This window comes from Micromonospora sp. MH99, assembly GCF_021442385.1.
Classification (GTDB): domain Bacteria; phylum Actinomycetota; class Actinomycetes; order Mycobacteriales; family Micromonosporaceae; genus Micromonospora.
Window position 1 is genome coordinate 1 of the sequence record NZ_MUZA01000105.1, and the last position, 16,056, is coordinate 16,056.

Consider the following 16,056-nt stretch of genomic DNA (forward strand, 5'->3'; position numbering starts at 1 on the left):
CTGCGCGCGGCAGGCGTACGCACGCTGGCCGACCTCGGCTGCGGCCTCGGCGCCGACGCGCTCGCCGCCGCCCGCGCCGGCATCCGGGTGTACGGGGTGGAGGCCGACCCGGTGACCGCCGCGATGGCCGCCGCCAACGCCGCCGCCGCGGGGCTGGCCGAGCTGTTCACTGTCGAGTGCGGCGACGCCACGGCGTTCGACGTCTCCCGGGTCGACGGTGTCTTCTGTGACCCGGCCCGACGCACGAGCGGCACCGGTCGGCGGATCTTCGACCCGCGCGCCTACTCGCCGCCGTGGGACTTCGTCACCGGGCTGGCCGAGCGGGTGCCGCGCACGGTGGTGAAGGTGGCGCCGGGCCTGGACCACGCGCTCATCCCGGCGGGCGCGGAGGCGGAGTGGGTAGGCGTGGACGGCGACCTGGTCGAGGCCGCGCTCTGGTGCGGCGACCTGGCCCAGGTGCCCCGCCGCGCGACTCTCTACCAACAGGTGGGCGCCGAGACGCACCGTTTCCAGCTCACCGGCTCGGGCGCCACCGAGGCGTCGGTCGGGCCACCGCGCCGCTACCTGTACGACCCGGACCCGGCGGTGGTCCGCGCGCATCTCGTCGCCGAACTGGCCGACCAGCTGGACGCCACGCTGGCCGACCCGAGCATCGCCTACCTCTACGCCGACCGGCCGACCCGCACCCCGTACGCCAGGTGTCTGGAGATCACCGACGTGCTGCCGTTCTCGCTCAAGCGCCTGCGGGCGTTACTGCGCGAGCGGCGGGTGGGCCGGGTGGAGATCCTCAAGCGGGGCTCCGCGCTCACACCGGAGCAGTTGCGGCGGGATCTGCGGCTGGCCGGCGACCAGGCGGCGAGCCTGGTGCTCACCCGGACGGCCGGGGCACCGACCGTGTTGGTCGGCCACCCGGTCCACTAGCGTCGTCGGTGTGGCGGGACAGGGCACTCCGGCGACGGCGCTGCTGGGCAGGCGTGGGATCGCGTATCGCACCCATCCGTACCGGGTCTCCCCGGACGCGCCGAACTACGGCGCGCTGGTCGCCGAGGCGCTCGGCGTGGCACCCGAGCGGGTCTTCAAGTCGCTGGTGACCGAGGTCGACGGCGCGCTGACCATGGCGGTCGTGCCGGTCACCGGCGAGTTGGACCTCAAGGCGCTCGCGGCGGCGGTCGGCGGCAAGCGGGCGACGATGGCCGACCGGGCGGTCGCCGAGCGGGCCACCGGCTACGTACGGGGCGGGATCAGTCCGCTCGGGCAGCGCCGACGCCTGCCCACCGTGCTTGACGAATCCGCGCTGGATCTGCCGACGATCTACGTCTCGGCTGGTCGACGCGGCCTGCAACTCGAACTGGCCGCGGCGGATCTGGTGGCGCTGACCGAGGCCCGCACCGCGCCGTTGCAGACCCGCTGACGACAGTCGTTACGTAGGCTCCCCGTGGGATACCCGGGGAGTAACAGTCGCGTTGCTGAATTGTTATCGCTTCCAACAAACTTGGCACCTGCGCGGTCTTGTGGGACCAGTGTGACGCGAAATACGTTGCCGGACACAACAAAACAACACCTCCCCCACCTCCGAAAGGACCCTGCACATGCGTAAGGGGATCCTCACCATCGCCGCCGTGGGCCTGCTCGCGACCGGCGGTTTGACCGCCTGCGGCGACGACTCCGGCTCCGACAAGCCCAGCTCCGCCAAGACCCCCAAGATCGGCGTCATCCTCCCGGACAGCAAGTCCTCCGCCCGGTGGGAGACCGCGGACCGCAGGTTCCTGGAAGAGGCGTTCAAGGCCGCCGGCGTCAAGTACGACATTCAGAACGCCCAGAACGACAAGACCGCCTTCCAGACCATCGCCGACCAGATGATCACCAGCGGCGTCACCGCCCTGATGATCGTCAACCTGGACTCCGGCACCGGTAAGGCAGTGCTCGACAAGGCCAAGTCGCAGGGCGTCGCCACCATCGACTACGACCGGCTCACCCTGGGCGGCTCCGCCCAGTACTACGTCAGCTTCGACAACGAGACCGTCGGCAAGCTCCAGGGCGAGGGCCTGTCGAAGTGCCTGACTGAGAAGAACGTCAAGAACCCCGTCGTGGCGTACCTGAACGGCTCCCCCACCGACAACAACGCCACCCTGTTCAAGGCCGGCTACGACTCGGTGCTCAAGCCGAAGTTCGACTCCAAGGAATACGTCAAGGGCCCCGAGGACGCCGTGCCGGCCTGGGACAACGCGCAGGCCACGACGATCTTCGAGCAGCAGCTCACCAAGGCCAACGGCAAGATCGACGGCGTGCTGGCCGCCAACGACGGTCTCGGCAACGCGGCCATCTCGATCCTCAAGAAGAACAAGCTCAACGGCAAGGTGCCGGTGACCGGCCAGGACGCCAGCACCGAGGGCCTGCAGAACATCCTCGCCGGTGACCAGTGCATGACGGTCTACAAGGCCGTCCGCGAAGAGGCGAAGGCCGCCTCCGACCTGGCCATCGCGCTTGCCAAGGGCGAGAAGAAGGACACCGGCCAGACGGTGAAGGACCCGGAGGGTGGCCGTGACGTCCCCTCGGTGCTGCTCACCCCGAAGGCCATCTACAAGGACAACATCAAGGACGTCATCGCCGACGGCTACGTGACCAAGGAGACGGTCTGCACCGCGGCGTACGCCAAGGCCTGCGCCGACGCCGGCATCAGCTGACCGACGCCGCAGTACCCGCCGGGACGACCACCGCCGCCCGGCACGGGAGCACCCCTCCCGTGCCGGGCGGCGCCCGCCGGACGGGCCCCGACCCTCCCTTAAGAAGGAGACCCCCGTGTCCGCGACCCCCCTGCTGGAGCTCCGCGGGATCGACAAGAGTTTCGGTCCCGTCCAGGTGCTCCGCGACGTCGCCCTGACCGTCCACCCGGGCGAAGTGACCGCTCTGGTCGGCGACAACGGCGCCGGCAAGTCGACCCTGGTGAAGTGCATCAGCGGCATCTACCCCACCGACGCCGGTGAGGTCCTGTTCAACGGCGAACAGGTGCACATCGGCAGCCCTCGCGACGCCGCAGCCCTCGGCATCGAGGTCGTCTACCAGGACCTCGCGCTCTGCGACAACCTGGACATCGTGCAGAACATGTTCCTCGGCCGGGAGAAGCACAGCGGCATCGTCCTGGACGAGCCGACCATGGAACAGCTCGCCGCCGAGACCCTTGCGGGGCTCTCCATCCGTACCGTCACCTCGCTTCGCCAGCACGTGTCCAGCCTCTCCGGCGGTCAGCGCCAGACCGTGGCCATCGCCAAGGCTGTGCTGTGGAACAGCAAGCTCGTCATCCTGGACGAGCCGACCGCGGCGCTCGGTGTGGCACAGACCGCGCAGGTCCTCGAACTGGTCCGCCGCCTCGCCGACAACGGCCTGGCCGTGGTCCTCATCTCGCACAACATGAACGACGTCTTCGCCGTCTCCGACCGGATCGCCGCGCTGTACCTCGGCCAGATGGTCGCCCAGGTGAAGACCACCGACATCACTCACGCCCAGGTGGTTGAGCTGATCACCGCCGGGCGCTCGGGCGGGCTCGGCCTCGCCACCGACCCGGGCGGCAACGGCGACGGCCCGCAGGCGGCCGACTCGATCTCAGGAGGCGTCCGATGACCACCACCGCCGTGCGCAAGGACGGCCCGGCGGCCGTCACACCGCCGCCGACCGTCGGGAGACACGCCCGCAACTACATCAGTCGGGTACGCGGTGGCGACGTCGGCGCGTTGCCGGCCGTGCTCGGCCTGATCGTGCTCTGCACCGTGTTCGCGGTCATGCGGCCGTCGTCGTTCCTGTCGGCGGGCAACTTCGCCAACCTCTTCACCCAGGGCGCCGCGGTCACGCTCATCGCGATGGGTCTGGTCTTCGTGCTGCTGCTCGGCGAGATCGACCTCTCCGCCGGCTTCGCCAGCGGCGTCTGCGCGGCGGTACTGGCCAACGTGGTCACCGTGCTCGGCTACCCCTGGTGGGTTGCGGTGCTCGCCGCGATCGCCACCGGCCTTGTCATCGGCACCACCCTCGGCATGCTCGTCGCGAAGGTCGGTATCCCGTCCTTCGTGGTCACCCTCGCCGGCTTCCTCGCCTTCCAGGGCATCGTGCTGCTGCTGGTGAAGGAGGGCACCAACATCTCCGTACGCGACAACGTGCTGGTCGCCATCGCGAACCGCAACCTCAGCCCCGCCCTGGGCTGGGCGTTCGCCATCCTCGCGGTCGCCGGCTACGCGGCGGTGCAACTGCTGCGGCACCGCAACCGGGTGGCCCGCGGCCTGATCACCGACCCGATCGCCGTGGTGGCGCTCCGGATCGCCGGGCTCGCCGTCATCCTCGGCACCGCCGTGTACGTCCTCAACCTGGAGCGCAGCCGCAACGTCCTGATCAGCTCGCTCAAGGGCGTGCCGATCGTGGTGCCGATCATCGCGGTGCTGCTGGTCGTCTGGACCTTCGTCCTGCAGCGCACCAGCTACGGCCGGCACATTTACGCCGTGGGCGGCAACCGGGAAGCGGCCCGCCGGGCCGGCATCGGCGTCGACCGCATCCGGATCTCGGTCTTCATGATCTGCTCGTCGATGGCAGCCGTCGGAGGCATCGTGGCGGCCAGCCGGGCCAACTCGGTCGACCCGAACACGGGGGGCAGTAACGTACTGCTCTACGCGGTCGGCGCGGCCGTCATCGGCGGCACCAGCCTCTTCGGCGGCAAGGGCCGCGTCCTCGACGCCATCCTCGGCGGCGCGGTGGTCGCGGTCATCGAAAACGGAATGGGCCTGATGGGGTACAGCGCGGGAGTCAAGTACGTGGTCACCGGCGTCGTGCTGCTGCTCGCCGCCAGCGTCGACGCGCTCTCCCGTCGCCGCGCGGCAGCCACCGGCACCCGCTGACCGCGCGGAAGGTAGCACCAGCATGCGCCCGGCACCCAGCCAGGAGGAGGTCCGGAGGCAGAACCTCGGGGCCCTGCTGCGGCACGTGCACGTCCACGGGGCGACCACCCGGGCCGAACTCACCACCGCGCTGGGATTGAACCGGAGCACCATCGGCGCGCTCACCGTCGACCTGGCCAGCGTCGGACTGGTCAGCGAGGGAACGCCGAAGGAGACCGGCCGGGCCGGACGACCGTCCATTGTCGTCCGGCCCGAGTCGGCCCGGGTGTACGCGTACGCGTACTCCGTCGAGGTGGACCGGCTGCGCGCCGCGAGGGTCGGCCTGGGCGGCGCGGTGCTGGACCGCCGGGAGCTGGACCGACCACGCGGGCTGCTCGCCGCCGAGGCCGCGCCGATGCTGGCCGGCGCGGTCAAGGAGATGCAGCAGGCGGTACCCGCCGACGCGATCTGCGTCGGCACCGGCGTCGCGGTCTGCGGGATGGTCCGCCGCGAGGACGGCCTGGTCCGGCTCGGCCCCACCACGGGTTGGGTGGACGAGCCGATCGGCGCTGCGCTCGGCGCCGAACTGGGCCTCGACGTGCCGGTGACGGTCGGCAACGTGGCAGACGTGGCGGCGTTCGCCGAGCACGCCCGGGGAGTCGCGGCCGGCTGCGACAACGTCATCTACCTGTACGGGGACGTCGGCGTCGGCGCCGGCATCATCGCGGGCGGGCGTCGACTCACCGGACACGGCGGGTACGGCGGCGAGGTCGGCCACATGAAGGTGGTCCGGGACGGCATGCCCTGCGAGTGCGGCGCCCGGGGCTGCTGGGAGACCGAGATCGGTGAGCACGGCCTGCTCCGCGCGGCCGGACGGTCCGACGCCCGAGGCCGCGACGCGTTGCTGGCCGTCTTCGACGCCGCCGACCGGGGGGACGCCCGCGCCCAGACGGCGGTCCGCAAGGCCGGTGACTGGCTGGGCTTCGGGGTGGCCAACCTGGTGAACGTCTTCAACCCCGAAATGGTCATCTTCGGCGGCACCATGCGGGACCTCTACCTCGCCGCGGCCGCCCAGATCCGCAGTCGACTCAACTCCAACGCCCTCGGCGCCTGCCTGGAACACGTCCGGTTGCGCACCCCCAAACTGGGCGAGGACGCGCCCCTGATCGGCGCCGCCGAACTGGCCTTCGAACGGCTCCTCGCCGACCCCCTCGACGTGGGCTGATCCGCGTACCCTGTCCCGCGTGGATGTCGAGCTGCGCGCCTCCGACGACGACCGCCACCGGGTGGTCGCCGAGCTGCACCGGCACACCACCGAGGGCCGGCTCACGCTTGACGAGTTCGACGAGCGGGCCGGCGCGGTGTGGGCCTCCCGCACCCTCGGCGACCTGGCCGCGCTGACCCGTGACCTGCCGGCCCTGCCCGACCCCGCCGCCGCGACGGCCGACGCCGGTGACCAGATCGGGCACGGCCGACGGGAGCTGCTGGTGCTCTTCGCCGTGGCCGCACTCACCCTGCTGCTGCTCGGCGGTTTCCTCGCCGTCACCCGCTGACCGGCGTCGCGCGGAGGGCTCCGGCTCGTCCACCGCACGCATTTCCACGGGACGTACCGATGAACTGATCGGGCGATCAGTCCGTACCAGTGGGCGGACGGGCGGTCGGCAGGATGCGGCTGCCCGGTCCAGACGCGTTTCGGTCCGGACCGAGGAGGCACCGCAGACATGGCACCGCTCAGATCCGCCCGTCGTCGGCCGGGCAACCGGATGCACCGCGCGGCGATGTTGCTCATCGCGATCATCGCGGGGGTCGGTGTCCTGCCCGGAGTGGCCATCGCCGCCCCCGCTGGCGGACAGCAGCTCAACGCCGCCGACATGACACTGCTCAACGGTGTGCGGTTGGCCGGGCTGTGGGAGATGCCGGCCGGTCAGATGGCCGCCGAGAAGGGGCAGTCGGCGAAGGTCCGGGAGATCGGTGCGGGCATCGCCAACGAGCACCAGAAGCTCGACCAGCTCGTCGTGGACGCCGCCAACAAGCTCGGCGCGACCATCCCCACCGAGCCGACCGCCGAGCAGAAGGGCTGGCTGGCCGAGATGCAGAAGGCCTCCGGCGCCCGGTTCGACCAGATCTTCGTCACCCGGCTCCGGGTGGCCCACGGCAAGATCTTTCCGGTGATCGGCGCGGTCCGGGCCAGCACCCGCGACGCGACCGTCCGCAAGCTGTGCGAGGACGCCAACGCCTTCGTGCAGCACCACATGCAGATGCTGGAGTCCACCGGGCTGGTCCGCTGGCCGGAGCTGCCCCCGGCGGCGCTGCCCGCCCCCGGCCAGGACGGGTTGCTGGCCGCCGCCGCGGCGAACACCGGCCCGCAGGTCGGGGTCAGCAGCACAGTCGTCTGGCTGGTCTTCCTCGCGGCGCTCGGCACCGGCGGGATCGCCACCTACCGGATGCTGCGCCGCAGCTGAACCACCGCCTCTGGTGGCCCCGTCAGCGATCCACCTGGGTGAAGTCCCAGGAGTGCGGGGCGCGGGCCACCAGCAGGGCGGGTGGATCGGGCAACGGACGCGGGCTGCTGCGCCACTTGGAGATGACCACGACCCGGTGGTCGGTGGAGGAGAAGACCTCACTGGACACGTGCAGAGGGTCGTGCTCCAACTCCGGCAGGGCGGTGTCGCACACCCAGGTGATCAGGTCGGCGACGCCGTACGCCTCGGCGCGCGCCTCCCACATCCGCACGATCATCTCCGGTGCCTCCGTCACACGCTGACAGTTGTCAGCGGCAGCGCTGAGTCGGCCGGCAGGTCCAGCCGGCTCGGCGCGACCCCGGCGGCGACCAGGTGCGATCCGAGCGCGGCCACCATCGCCCCGTTGTCGGTGCACAGCTTCGGCCGGGGCACCCGCACATGGATGCCGTACTTCTCGGCCCGCTGCTCGGCCAGCGCCCGCAGCCGGGAGTTCGCGGCCACTCCCCCACCGATCACCAGCGTCTCGATGCCCTGCGCCCGGCAGGCGGCAATCGCCTTGTTGGTCAGCACGTCACAGACCGCCTCCTGGAAGGACGCGGCCACGTCGGCGACCGGCACCGGCTCGCCGGCGCGCTGCCGCGCCTCGACCCAGCGGGCCACAGCCGTCTTCAGCCCGGAGAACGAGAAGTCGTACCGGTGGGCGGCGAGATCCTTGGCGGCGGTGAGGCCACGCGGGAACGCGATCGAGGCGGCGTCCCCGGCGCGGGCCTCCCGGTCGATGGGCGGACCGCCCGGGAACGGCAGACCCAGCAGTCGGGCGACCTTGTCGAACGCCTCACCTGCCGCGTCGTCGATGGTGGCGCCGAGCGGGGTGACCCCCCGGGCCAGGTCATCGACCAGCAGCAGCGACGAGTGCCCGCCGGAGACCAGCAGCGCGATCGCGGGTTCCGGGAGCGGGCCGTGCTCCAGGGTGTCCACCGCGACGTGCGCGGCGAGGTGGTTGACGCCGTACACCGGCTTCTCGGCCGCCAGCGCGTACCCCTTGGCGGCGGCGACGCCGACGAGCAGCGCGCCGGCCAGACCGGGCCCGGAGGTGACCGCGATGGCGTCGATGTCGGCCAGGGTGACACCGGCCTCGGTCAGCGCGCGCTGCATGGTCGGCACGATGGCTTCCAGGTGGGCCCGGCTGGCCACCTCGGGCACCACGCCCCCGAAGCGGGCGTGCTCCTCGACGCTTGACGCGAGCGCGTCGGCCAGCAGGGTGTGCCCGCGTACGATGCCGACGCCGGTCTCGTCGCACGAGGTCTCGATGCCCAGGATCAGCGGTTCGTCAGCCATGGTCGTGTGGTCCGTCCCCGGTCGGCTCGGCGTCGCGCCGCATGACCAGCGCGTCGGTGTTGCTCGATTGGTAGTAGCCGCGACGCACCCCGATCGGTTCGAACCCGTACATCGCGTAGAGCCGCTGGGCGGCGACGTTGTCCACGGCGACCTCCAGCAGGGTGCTGCGGGCGTGACGCCGGGCCGCCTCGGCGAGCAGCTCCTCCAACAGGACACGCCCGACGCCGCGGCGCTGGACGTCCCGGCGGACCGCGATGACCTGCACCCACACCTCGTCCGGTGGGGCTCCGGCGAGCCCGGCGTAGCCGAGCAGGGCGCCGTCGGCGTCGGTGGCGACCCGGTAGTGGTGCCTGTTGGCCAGCTCGTTCCAGAACATCGCCGGCGACCAGTGATCCGCGCCGAAGAGGTCCTTCTCGAGAGGCATCACCTCATCGATGTGCCACCAGCGGAACGGGTCCAGCCGTACCGTCGTGCTCACGGCAGGACCGGTTTGCGGCCGATCGCCGCCACGGCGTCCGGCCTGCGCAGGTAGAGCGGGGTGAGCCGCTCGCTGGGTGCGCCCGCCCGGATCCGCTCGGCGGCGAGCTGCGCCAGCACGGTGGCCTCCGGGTAGCGCGGCTCGACCCGGACCGGCAGGTCCAGGGCTTCGGCGTAGCGGTGCGCCCCGTCGCCGACAGCGATCGTCGCCCCCAGTTCCCGGGCGCGCGCGGCGGCCACCGCCGGGGTGGACACCTCGGGCCCGACGATCCGCTGACCGGCGCCGTCGTAGACGGCCCAGTACAGCTCCTTGCGACGGGCGTCGCTCGCGGCCAGCACAGGCTCGCCGGCCACCGCCGGGTAGCCGATGCCGTCCAGGGAACAGACGCCGTACGTCGGGACGCCGAGCACCTGCCCCATCGTGGCGGCGGTGACCAGGCCGACCCGCAGCCCGGTGAACGGCCCCGGGCCGAGCCCGGCGACGATGGCGCCCAGGTCACGCGGGCGCGCTCCGGCGTCGGCGAGGACCGCGTCAACCTGGGGCGCGAGCAGTTCACCGTGCGCGCGGGCGTCGACCGTGCACCGGTGCGCCCGGGACGTCACGCCGTCCGCCGAGATCTCCACCAACGCTGCGGTCACCGCGGGGGTCGAGCTGTCCACCACGAGTACGAGCACGGTTAGCCAGCCTAGCGGCCCCGCCACCGCCGCCCGGCCACGCCCCGCCCCCTGCCTGCGCCCCGCCCTCCTTGCCTGCGCCCGTCCCGCTGCCTACGCCCGTCCCCCTGCCTGCGGCCGTCCCCTTGCCTGCGCCCAGGTCAGCCACTCACTCCTGACCGTCCTGATGCCCGGGGCGCTGGCAGTTGCAGGCCCGGCCGCACAAGCCCCGCCGCTCAAGCCCGGCTGAGCAGACCCAGCCGCAGGCCCGGCTGCCCGGGCCGCTCTGACCGGGCCGTCCTGACCGTTCCCGCTGCGTCGTCATGGCCGTCCTGGTCGTCCAGTCCATCGAGCGGGACTGGTCGCTTCACCCGCATCGCCGTCTCGGCTGCCCTGGCCGGCCCCTCGGCCGTCTTGGCCATCCTCCCGTCGGCTGTTCTCAGTCGACCTTTGCGGGACGTCACTCAACCGGGCCGGAGGCCACTTGCCGTGATGAGCGGTATACCTGTGAGTCATATTTATGACTCACAGGTATACCGCTTTTCAGGGAATGACGTCCCGGCCGCGCCGGGCCGGGCCGTGCCGTCGGCGGGGCGGCGGATCGGCCGGTCGACAGGGTGGCGGGGTGGCCGGTTCGACTGATCTCGGACCTAGGCCACTCAGTCGTGAATTCGGCTGAGCGGTTTCTCCTTGGCCGCTTGCGGTCCACCATGTCGACATGCCGCCCACGCGCCTCGCCACCCTGCTCGGCAGGGCTGTCCGCCAGCAACGGCACCTGCGCGACCTGACCCAGTCCCAGCTGGCCGAGGCGGCGGGGATCACCCAGGCGGCTGTTGCCCGGATCGAGAGCGGCAGCCGCGCCGCGAGTTTTCCCGTGCTGGAGCGCTTGTTCGCAGCGATGGACGTGCAGATGGTGGTCGAGGTCGAGCCGCTGGACGCGCACCTCGACGCCCGCATTGACGAACTGGCTGCCCGGCCGATCGCGGAACGCATCGACGCGCTGAGCCTGGATGAGACGCTGGACCGACTCACCGACTTTCCGCAGGTGCTGACCGGCAGCACGGCGGCTCTGTTGCAGGGCGCACCGGTCCCGGTGGACGCCGTGGAGATCGCCCTGCGCTGGCACGACTCGAAACGGTTCACCCGCTGGCTCGAGGCGAACTACGGCCAGCGGTGGAACGCTCGGTGGGGCGAGTTCGGCGGGGTGTGGCTGGAGCCGGAGGAGCCGGGCGAGCACCGTTGGTCGACCCGGTACGGCGAGATCAGGGCGACCATGTGCGACGAGCTGCCCGAGACGATCGAGGTGCGTCACGGTGGGCGCGACTATCGGGTGGTGCCGCTGGTCGAGCTGGAGCTGACCGAGCCGCGGGCCGCCGAACTGCTGCGCCGCTACCGGGCGCGGCAACTCGCTGTCGAAGGCTGACCGCGCCGCGTGGCTAAGGGCCGCGCGGTCCCGCCGGGCGGCACCGCCCCCGCCACAACAACAAGCCGGCGGCCAGGGCCTGCGCCGCAGGGTCAGCCGGCGGTGCGTTCCCAGTCGATGGTGGGGCGGCCGGCGTCGGCGAGCGCCTTGTTGGCCGCGCTGAACGGGCGACTGCCGAGGAAGCCGCGCGGGTTCATCGGGCTGGGGTGACCGGCCTCCAAGACCACGTGCTGCGGGTTGGTGACCAGGGCCGCCTTCTTGCGCGCGTAGCCGCCCCAGAGCAGGAAGACCACCCGCTCCGGCGCGGCGTCCAGCGCCCGGATCGTGGCGTCGGTGAACTCCTCCCAGCCCGAGTTGGCGTGCGAACCCGGCGTGGCCTGGCGCACCGTCAGCACCGCGTTGAGCAGCAGGACGCCCTGCGCGGCCCAGCCGTCGAGGTTGCCGCTGCGCGGCTTGGCCACGCCCACGTCCTCGCCCAGCTCCTTGAAGACGTTGCGCAGCGACGGCGGCACCGCCACCCCCTCGCGGACGCTGAAGCTCAACCCGTGGGCCTGCCCGGCGCGGTGGTAGGGATCCTGCCCGAGGATCAGCACCCGGGTGCTCTGCGGCGGGCAGAGCCGGTACGCCGAGAAGAGATCCTCCAACGGCGGGAAGACGGTCTGCGTCGCGTACTCCCGTTCGACGAACTCGGCAAGCGCGGCGGTGCGAGCCGGATCGAGGTGCGGGGTGAGCACGGCACGCCACTGCTCCGGCAGCAGGGCCAGCAGATCCAGGGCGGGGGCGTCGTCGGGCATCAGGAACCTCTTCCAGCGCGGGTCGGTCCCCCGCACTCTAGGCACCGGGTCCGACAGCTCCCGCGCCGACAGGCCTCAACCCAGCTCGGCGATCCGTCGGGCCCAGTCGCCACCGACCGGGTCCAGCTCGACGATCCGGGTGTCGTCGTCGCGGCGGTCGATACGGACCCGCAGGTGCGCGTCGACCAACTGCTCCACCAGGCCCTCGCCCCACTCCACCACGGTCACCGACTCGTCCACCGAGGCGTCCAGGTCCAGATCGTCGATCTCGGCACGCGGGTCGCTGGCGGCGCCCAGCCGGTACGCGTCGGCGTGCACCAGGGCCACCCGACCACCCCGCGCCGGGTCGGGCCGGTGCACACGGGCGATCACGAACGTCGGCGAGGTGACGTCGCCGAGAACACCGAGGCCCGCGCCGACGCCCTGGGTGAGCGCGGTCTTGCCGGCCCCCAGCGGACCGGTCAACAGCACCAGGTCACCGGCCCGCAGCAGCCCGGCCAGCCGGCGGCCGAACTCCCGAGTGTCCTCGACTGTCGGCAGTTTGACGACGAAACTCACCGGTCCTCCATGCTCTCCAGTGACTCGAGGAACCGCGCCAGCGCGGCGTTGACCTCGTCGGCGTGCTCCAGCATCACCACGTGACCACTGTCTTTGATCTTGATGAACTCGGCGTGCGGCAACCGCCGGACGATCTCCTCCGAGTGTGTCACCGGAGTGATCATGTCCTTGTCGCCGACGACCACCAGCACCGGCGCGTTCGCCAAGGCGGCCAGCGCCGGGAAACGCGAGTGCGTGGCCAGCGTCCGCAGGTAGCGGGTCACCGTGTCTGCGGAGGTCCGGGAGTTCATCGTCTCCACGTACGACACCAGCGCCGGGCTGGGCTTGCGGGTGCCGAAGCCGTATTTGCGGGTCAGCAGCCAGGCCACGTTGGACGTGGACTTGCGGGCCTTGTCGATCACCGGGCCGCCGTACCGGGTGGCGTTGCTGACCATGAAGAGCATCGGGCCACCGACCCGGCCGAGCAGCGCCGGCGCGACCAGCTTGGTCTCCGCGATCAACCCACCCGAGGTGGCCATCAGTACCGTGCCCACCACCCGGTCACCGAACAGCTCGGGAAACAGCTCGGCGAACGCCATGATGGTCATGCCGCCCATCGAGTGGCCGACCAGCACCAGCGGCCCCTCGGGGGCGGTCCGGTCGATGACCTGGCGCAGCGTCCGGCCGAGCACCGCCAGGTCGTACTCCCCGGTCTCCAACCGGCCGGACCGGCCGTGACCGGGCTGGTCGTACGCGACGACACGGTAGTCGCCGCGCGCGGCGAGCATCCGGCGCTGGAAGTGGAAGGTGCCCATGTCCAGGCAGAAGCCGTGCACCAGCACCACCGTCGGGTGCCCCGGCACCGGGCGGGTCGGCTCGACCACCTCGACGTGGATGTCGGTGCCGTCCGGCAGCTCCAGCCGGAACGCCTCGTCGTACCGCTGCTCGCCGAACCTCTCGTGCGCGTAGCGGTCGGCCGGGTCGGCCTTGAGCCGGCGGACCAGGGTGCGTTCGGTCGCGACGCCGGCGGCCAGGCCGGCCGCCGCCACTCCGACCGCGGCGCCGACCAGGCCGGCGACCCGGCCGACGGCGGTCCGCGGACGCGGGATGCGGTACGTCATGAGGGGCGTTCGCCGTCGTAGACGCGCGGCACCCGCGTGCTGCCGAACCGGGTGACGATCTCGTAGTTGATCGTGCCGACCGCCTCGGCCCAGTCGTCGGCCGTCGGCTCGCCGTCGGCACCGCTGCCGAACAGGGTCGCCACGTCGCCGTCGGCCACCGGGTCGTCGCCACAGTCGATCACGAACTGGTCCATGCAGACGCGCCCGGAGATCGTCCGCCGTGCACCGGCGAGCTGCACCGGCCCGGTGTTGGACGCGTGCCGGGGCACACCGTCGGCGTACCCGAGGGGCACCACGGCCAGGTTCGCGTCGGCCTCGGTCGTGTAGGTGTGCCCGTAGGAGACGCCGGTGCCGGCGGGCACCCGTTTGGTGAGCATCACCCGGGCCCGCGCGGTCATCGCCGGCCGCAGCCCGTACGTGTCGCCGGCCACCGGGGACAGGCCGTAGACGGCCAGCCCGGGGCGGACCAGGTCGAAATGGGTGTCCGGGCGGGTCAGGGTGGCCGCCGAGTTGGCCAGGTGCCGCCAGCGGGGGCGCAGCCCGGCCCGCTCGACCATGGCCAGCCCCTCGTGGAAGGCGGCGAGCTGCCGGTCGGTCGTGGGGTGGCCAGGCATGTCCGCGTACACGAAGTGGCTCCACACACCGACCACCTCGACCAGGCCGTCGGCCTGCGCCTTCGCGGCGGCGTCGAGCAGCTCCGGCCACTCGTCGACGGTCGCGCCACCCCGGGACAACCCCGTGTCGATCTTCAGGTGCAGTCGGGCCGGACGCCCGGCACGCCGGCTCGCCTCGATCATCTCGTCCAGTTGCGGCAGGCTGGCGGCGGCGAGGTCCACCCCGGCGCCGACCCCCTCGTGCAGCGGCAACCCCGGCGCGAGCAACCACGCCAGCACCGGCGCGGTGATCCCGGCCCGGCGCAGCGTGAGCGCCTCGTCGAGAGTGCACACGCCGAGCCAGTCGGCCCCCGCGTCCAGTGCCGCGCGGGCGGACGGGAGCATGCCGTGGCCGTACCCGTCACCCTTGACCACCGCCATCAGCTCGGCGGTGGTGCCGGAGCGGAGCCGGCTCACGTTCTCGCGGATGGCATCAAGATCGACGCGTACCTCGGCCTGCCACATACGCCCAGCCTACTTTCCGCCCCGATCCGGTTGGGCGGCGACGCACGGCCCGGCCCGCCGAGCCGGCCAACCGGCCCCGAACAGCGACGATCAGCCCAGCCGGGCGATGACCGGGCGCAGCGCGGTCGCCACGTCGGGCGCGGTCACCGGACCGCCGCGGGCCGCCTCCCGACCGGCGAGCCCGTGCAGGTACGCGGCCGAGGCCGCCGCCCGGTCCGCCGGCACCCCGGCCGCCAGGAGCGAGCCGAGCAGTCCGGCCAGTACGTCGCCGGTGCCGCCGGTGGCCAGCGCCGGGGTCCCGGTCGGGTTGACGTACGCCCGGCCGTCCGGCGTGCCGATCACCGTGCGGTCCCCCTTGAGCAGCACCACCGCGTTCATCCAGGCGGCCAGCCGCAGCGCGGCGCCGACCCGGTCGGCGCCGGGCTCCTCCCCGCACAGCCGGGTGAACTCCCGGTCGTGCGGGGTGACCACGATCGGCGCGTCCCGGCCGCGCAGCCGGTCGGCGAGCGAGCCGTCCACCAGCAGGGTCAGCGCGTCCGCGTCGAGCACCACCGGCACCGGGGCGGCCAGGACGGCCCGCAGTTCGGCAGCCGCGTCTTCGCCGGTGCCCAGCCCCGAGCCGCACACCCAGGCCTGCACCCGGCCGGCGTCGGCGACCCGCGGTGTGGCGATCACCGAGGGGTGCTGGTGCAGCACCTCGGCGCGAGCGCCACCGGCGTAGCGGACCAGCCCCGTCGGCCCGGCGAGCGCCCCACCGACGGAGAGCACCGCCGCGCCCGGGTAGGTCGCCGAGCCGGTGGCCACCCCGACCACGCCGCGGGTGTACTTCTCCGACGCCGCGCCCAGCTCCGGCCACCACTGCACGATGTCCGACCACTCGGTGACCTGGAGCGCGGGGGTGCCCCGCAGCCAGGGCCGCAGCCCGATGTCGACCAGCTCCACCTGCCCGGCCAGGGCGGCTGCCGGGCCGACGACCAGGGCGGGCTTCAACGCGCCGAAGGCCACCGTCACGTCGGCGCGGACCGCGGTGGGCCGGCCGGACGCGGCAAGCGGCACGTGCCCGGTGTCCACCGCCACCCCGCTCGGCACGTCCACGGCCAGCACGGTGGCCCGAGCGCCGTCGCGCCCGCGCAGGTCGTCGAGGCGCTGGACCATCCCGTCGGCGTTCGCCCGCAGTCCGCCCGTGCCGCCGATGCCGACGATGCCGTCGAGGACCAGGTCGACCGGGCCGGTCGGGCGGTCGACGACCCGGCCCCCGGCGGCGCGCAGCGCGGCC

Annotated in this window: 18 protein-coding genes; 9 read left to right on the top strand and 9 right to left on the bottom strand. The window is 72.5% G+C overall.

Features of this window, described 5'->3' with window-relative positions; translation table 11 throughout:
* From B0E54_RS30495 to B0E54_RS30530, 8 genes are all read left to right on the top strand, one after another.
* On the top strand, positions 1-921 hold a 921-nt coding region (locus B0E54_RS30495; protein WP_234591066.1), incomplete at its 5' end, for a methyltransferase domain-containing protein.
* Between the two features lie 10 nt (positions 922-931).
* Entirely contained in the window at positions 932-1,411 is a 480-nt protein-coding gene (ybaK, locus tag B0E54_RS30500; protein WP_234591080.1) for a Cys-tRNA(Pro) deacylase, read from the top strand.
* Between the two features lie 178 nt (positions 1,412-1,589).
* On the top strand, positions 1,590-2,684 hold the full coding sequence (locus B0E54_RS30505) for a sugar ABC transporter substrate-binding protein (protein WP_234591082.1): 1,095 nt from the start codon (positions 1,590-1,592) through the stop codon (positions 2,682-2,684).
* A 115-nt stretch (positions 2,685-2,799) separates the two neighbouring features.
* On the top strand, positions 2,800-3,618 hold the full coding sequence (locus B0E54_RS30510) for an ATP-binding cassette domain-containing protein (RefSeq protein ID WP_234591084.1): 819 nt from the start codon (positions 2,800-2,802) through the stop codon (positions 3,616-3,618).
* A complete protein-coding gene (locus tag B0E54_RS30515) occupies positions 3,615-4,877 on the top strand; it encodes a sugar ABC transporter permease (RefSeq protein ID WP_234591087.1) in 1,263 nt (420 codons plus the stop codon). Before B0E54_RS30510 ends, B0E54_RS30515 begins: the two co-directional genes overlap by 4 nt.
* Positions 4,878-4,899: 22 nt before the next feature.
* Positions 4,900-6,081 (top strand): ROK family protein, encoded by a 1,182-nt coding sequence (locus B0E54_RS30520; protein ID WP_234591089.1) that lies wholly within the window; start codon positions 4,900-4,902, stop codon positions 6,079-6,081.
* A 19-nt stretch (positions 6,082-6,100) separates the two neighbouring features.
* Entirely contained in the window at positions 6,101-6,409 is a 309-nt protein-coding gene (locus B0E54_RS30525) for a DUF1707 domain-containing protein (RefSeq protein ID WP_234591092.1), read from the top strand.
* A gap of 168 nt (positions 6,410-6,577) precedes the next feature.
* A complete protein-coding gene (locus B0E54_RS30530) occupies positions 6,578-7,318 on the top strand; it encodes a DUF4142 domain-containing protein (RefSeq protein ID WP_234591094.1) in 741 nt (246 codons plus the stop codon).
* Between the two features lie 22 nt (positions 7,319-7,340).
* Here the strand turns inward: B0E54_RS30530 and B0E54_RS30535 are convergent, their stop codons facing one another.
* Genes B0E54_RS30535 through tsaB form a run of 4 tightly spaced genes read right to left on the bottom strand, consistent with a single transcriptional unit; the run spans position 7,341 to position 9,808 of the window.
* Positions 7,341-7,595 carry a hypothetical protein gene (locus B0E54_RS30535; RefSeq protein WP_039906914.1) on the bottom strand — a complete coding sequence of 85 codons (255 nt, stop codon included), beginning with the start codon at positions 7,593-7,595 and terminating at the stop codon, positions 7,341-7,343.
* Between the two features lie 14 nt (positions 7,596-7,609).
* Positions 7,610-8,656: a tRNA (adenosine(37)-N6)-threonylcarbamoyltransferase complex transferase subunit TsaD gene (gene tsaD, locus B0E54_RS30540; protein WP_234591096.1), complete on the bottom strand. Its 1,047-nt coding sequence runs from the start codon at positions 8,654-8,656 to the stop codon at positions 7,610-7,612.
* Positions 8,649-9,134, bottom strand: coding sequence for a ribosomal protein S18-alanine N-acetyltransferase (rimI, locus tag B0E54_RS30545; protein WP_308195432.1), 486 nt, complete (start codon positions 9,132-9,134; stop codon positions 8,649-8,651). The genes tsaD and rimI overlap by 8 nt, the downstream gene beginning before the upstream one ends.
* Positions 9,131-9,808: a tRNA (adenosine(37)-N6)-threonylcarbamoyltransferase complex dimerization subunit type 1 TsaB gene (tsaB, locus tag B0E54_RS30550; RefSeq protein WP_234591098.1), complete on the bottom strand. Its 678-nt coding sequence runs from the start codon at positions 9,806-9,808 to the stop codon at positions 9,131-9,133. The genes rimI and tsaB overlap by 4 nt, the downstream gene beginning before the upstream one ends.
* A 697-nt stretch (positions 9,809-10,505) precedes the next feature.
* On the opposite strand from tsaB, the gene B0E54_RS30555 reads away from it, so the two are divergent.
* Entirely contained in the window at positions 10,506-11,210 is a 705-nt protein-coding gene (locus B0E54_RS30555; RefSeq protein ID WP_234591101.1) for a helix-turn-helix domain-containing protein, read from the top strand.
* A gap of 92 nt (positions 11,211-11,302) precedes the next feature.
* Here the strand turns inward: B0E54_RS30555 and B0E54_RS30560 are convergent, their stop codons facing one another.
* From B0E54_RS30560 to B0E54_RS30580, 5 genes are all read right to left on the bottom strand, one after another.
* Positions 11,303-12,004, bottom strand: a complete 702-nt coding sequence (locus B0E54_RS30560; protein ID WP_234591103.1) for a uracil-DNA glycosylase — start codon at positions 12,002-12,004, stop codon at positions 11,303-11,305.
* 75 nt (positions 12,005-12,079) lie between these two features.
* Positions 12,080-12,562, bottom strand: a complete 483-nt coding sequence (gene tsaE / locus B0E54_RS30565) for a tRNA (adenosine(37)-N6)-threonylcarbamoyltransferase complex ATPase subunit type 1 TsaE (RefSeq protein ID WP_234591116.1) — start codon at positions 12,560-12,562, stop codon at positions 12,080-12,082.
* On the bottom strand, positions 12,559-13,662 hold the full coding sequence (locus B0E54_RS30570) for an alpha/beta fold hydrolase (protein WP_234591119.1): 1,104 nt from the start codon (positions 13,660-13,662) through the stop codon (positions 12,559-12,561). Before B0E54_RS30570 ends, tsaE begins: the two co-directional genes overlap by 4 nt.
* Positions 13,659-14,780 carry an alanine racemase gene (alr, locus tag B0E54_RS30575; protein ID WP_234591121.1) on the bottom strand — a complete coding sequence of 374 codons (1,122 nt, stop codon included), beginning with the start codon at positions 14,778-14,780 and terminating at the stop codon, positions 13,659-13,661. Before alr ends, B0E54_RS30570 begins: the two co-directional genes overlap by 4 nt.
* Positions 14,781-14,870: 90 nt before the next feature.
* On the bottom strand, positions 14,871-16,056 hold a 1,186-nt coding region (locus B0E54_RS30580; protein ID WP_234591135.1), incomplete at its 5' end, for an NAD(P)H-hydrate dehydratase.

What these genes read in the sequence shown, in the direction of transcription:
- B0E54_RS30570 (WP_234591119.1), bottom strand. Translation starts at nt 13,662, where the DNA reads ATGACGTACCGCATCCCGCGTCCGCGGACCGCCGTCGGCCGGGTCGCC.
- B0E54_RS30530 (WP_234591094.1), top strand. Translation starts at nt 6,578, where the DNA reads ATGGCACCGCTCAGATCCGCCCGTCGTCGGCCGGGCAACCGGATGCAC.
- B0E54_RS30505 (WP_234591082.1), top strand. Translation starts at nt 1,590, where the DNA reads ATGCGTAAGGGGATCCTCACCATCGCCGCCGTGGGCCTGCTCGCGACC.
- B0E54_RS30535 (WP_039906914.1), bottom strand. Translation starts at nt 7,595, where the DNA reads ATGATCGTGCGGATGTGGGAGGCGCGCGCCGAGGCGTACGGCGTCGCC.
- B0E54_RS30520 (WP_234591089.1), top strand. Translation starts at nt 4,900, where the DNA reads ATGCGCCCGGCACCCAGCCAGGAGGAGGTCCGGAGGCAGAACCTCGGG.
- B0E54_RS30555 (WP_234591101.1), top strand. Translation starts at nt 10,506, where the DNA reads ATGCCGCCCACGCGCCTCGCCACCCTGCTCGGCAGGGCTGTCCGCCAG.
- alr (WP_234591121.1), bottom strand. Translation starts at nt 14,780, where the DNA reads ATGTGGCAGGCCGAGGTACGCGTCGATCTTGATGCCATCCGCGAGAAC.
- B0E54_RS30515 (WP_234591087.1), top strand. Translation starts at nt 3,615, where the DNA reads ATGACCACCACCGCCGTGCGCAAGGACGGCCCGGCGGCCGTCACACCG.
- tsaD (WP_234591096.1), bottom strand. Translation starts at nt 8,656, where the DNA reads ATGGCTGACGAACCGCTGATCCTGGGCATCGAGACCTCGTGCGACGAG.
- B0E54_RS30560 (WP_234591103.1), bottom strand. Translation starts at nt 12,004, where the DNA reads ATGCCCGACGACGCCCCCGCCCTGGATCTGCTGGCCCTGCTGCCGGAG.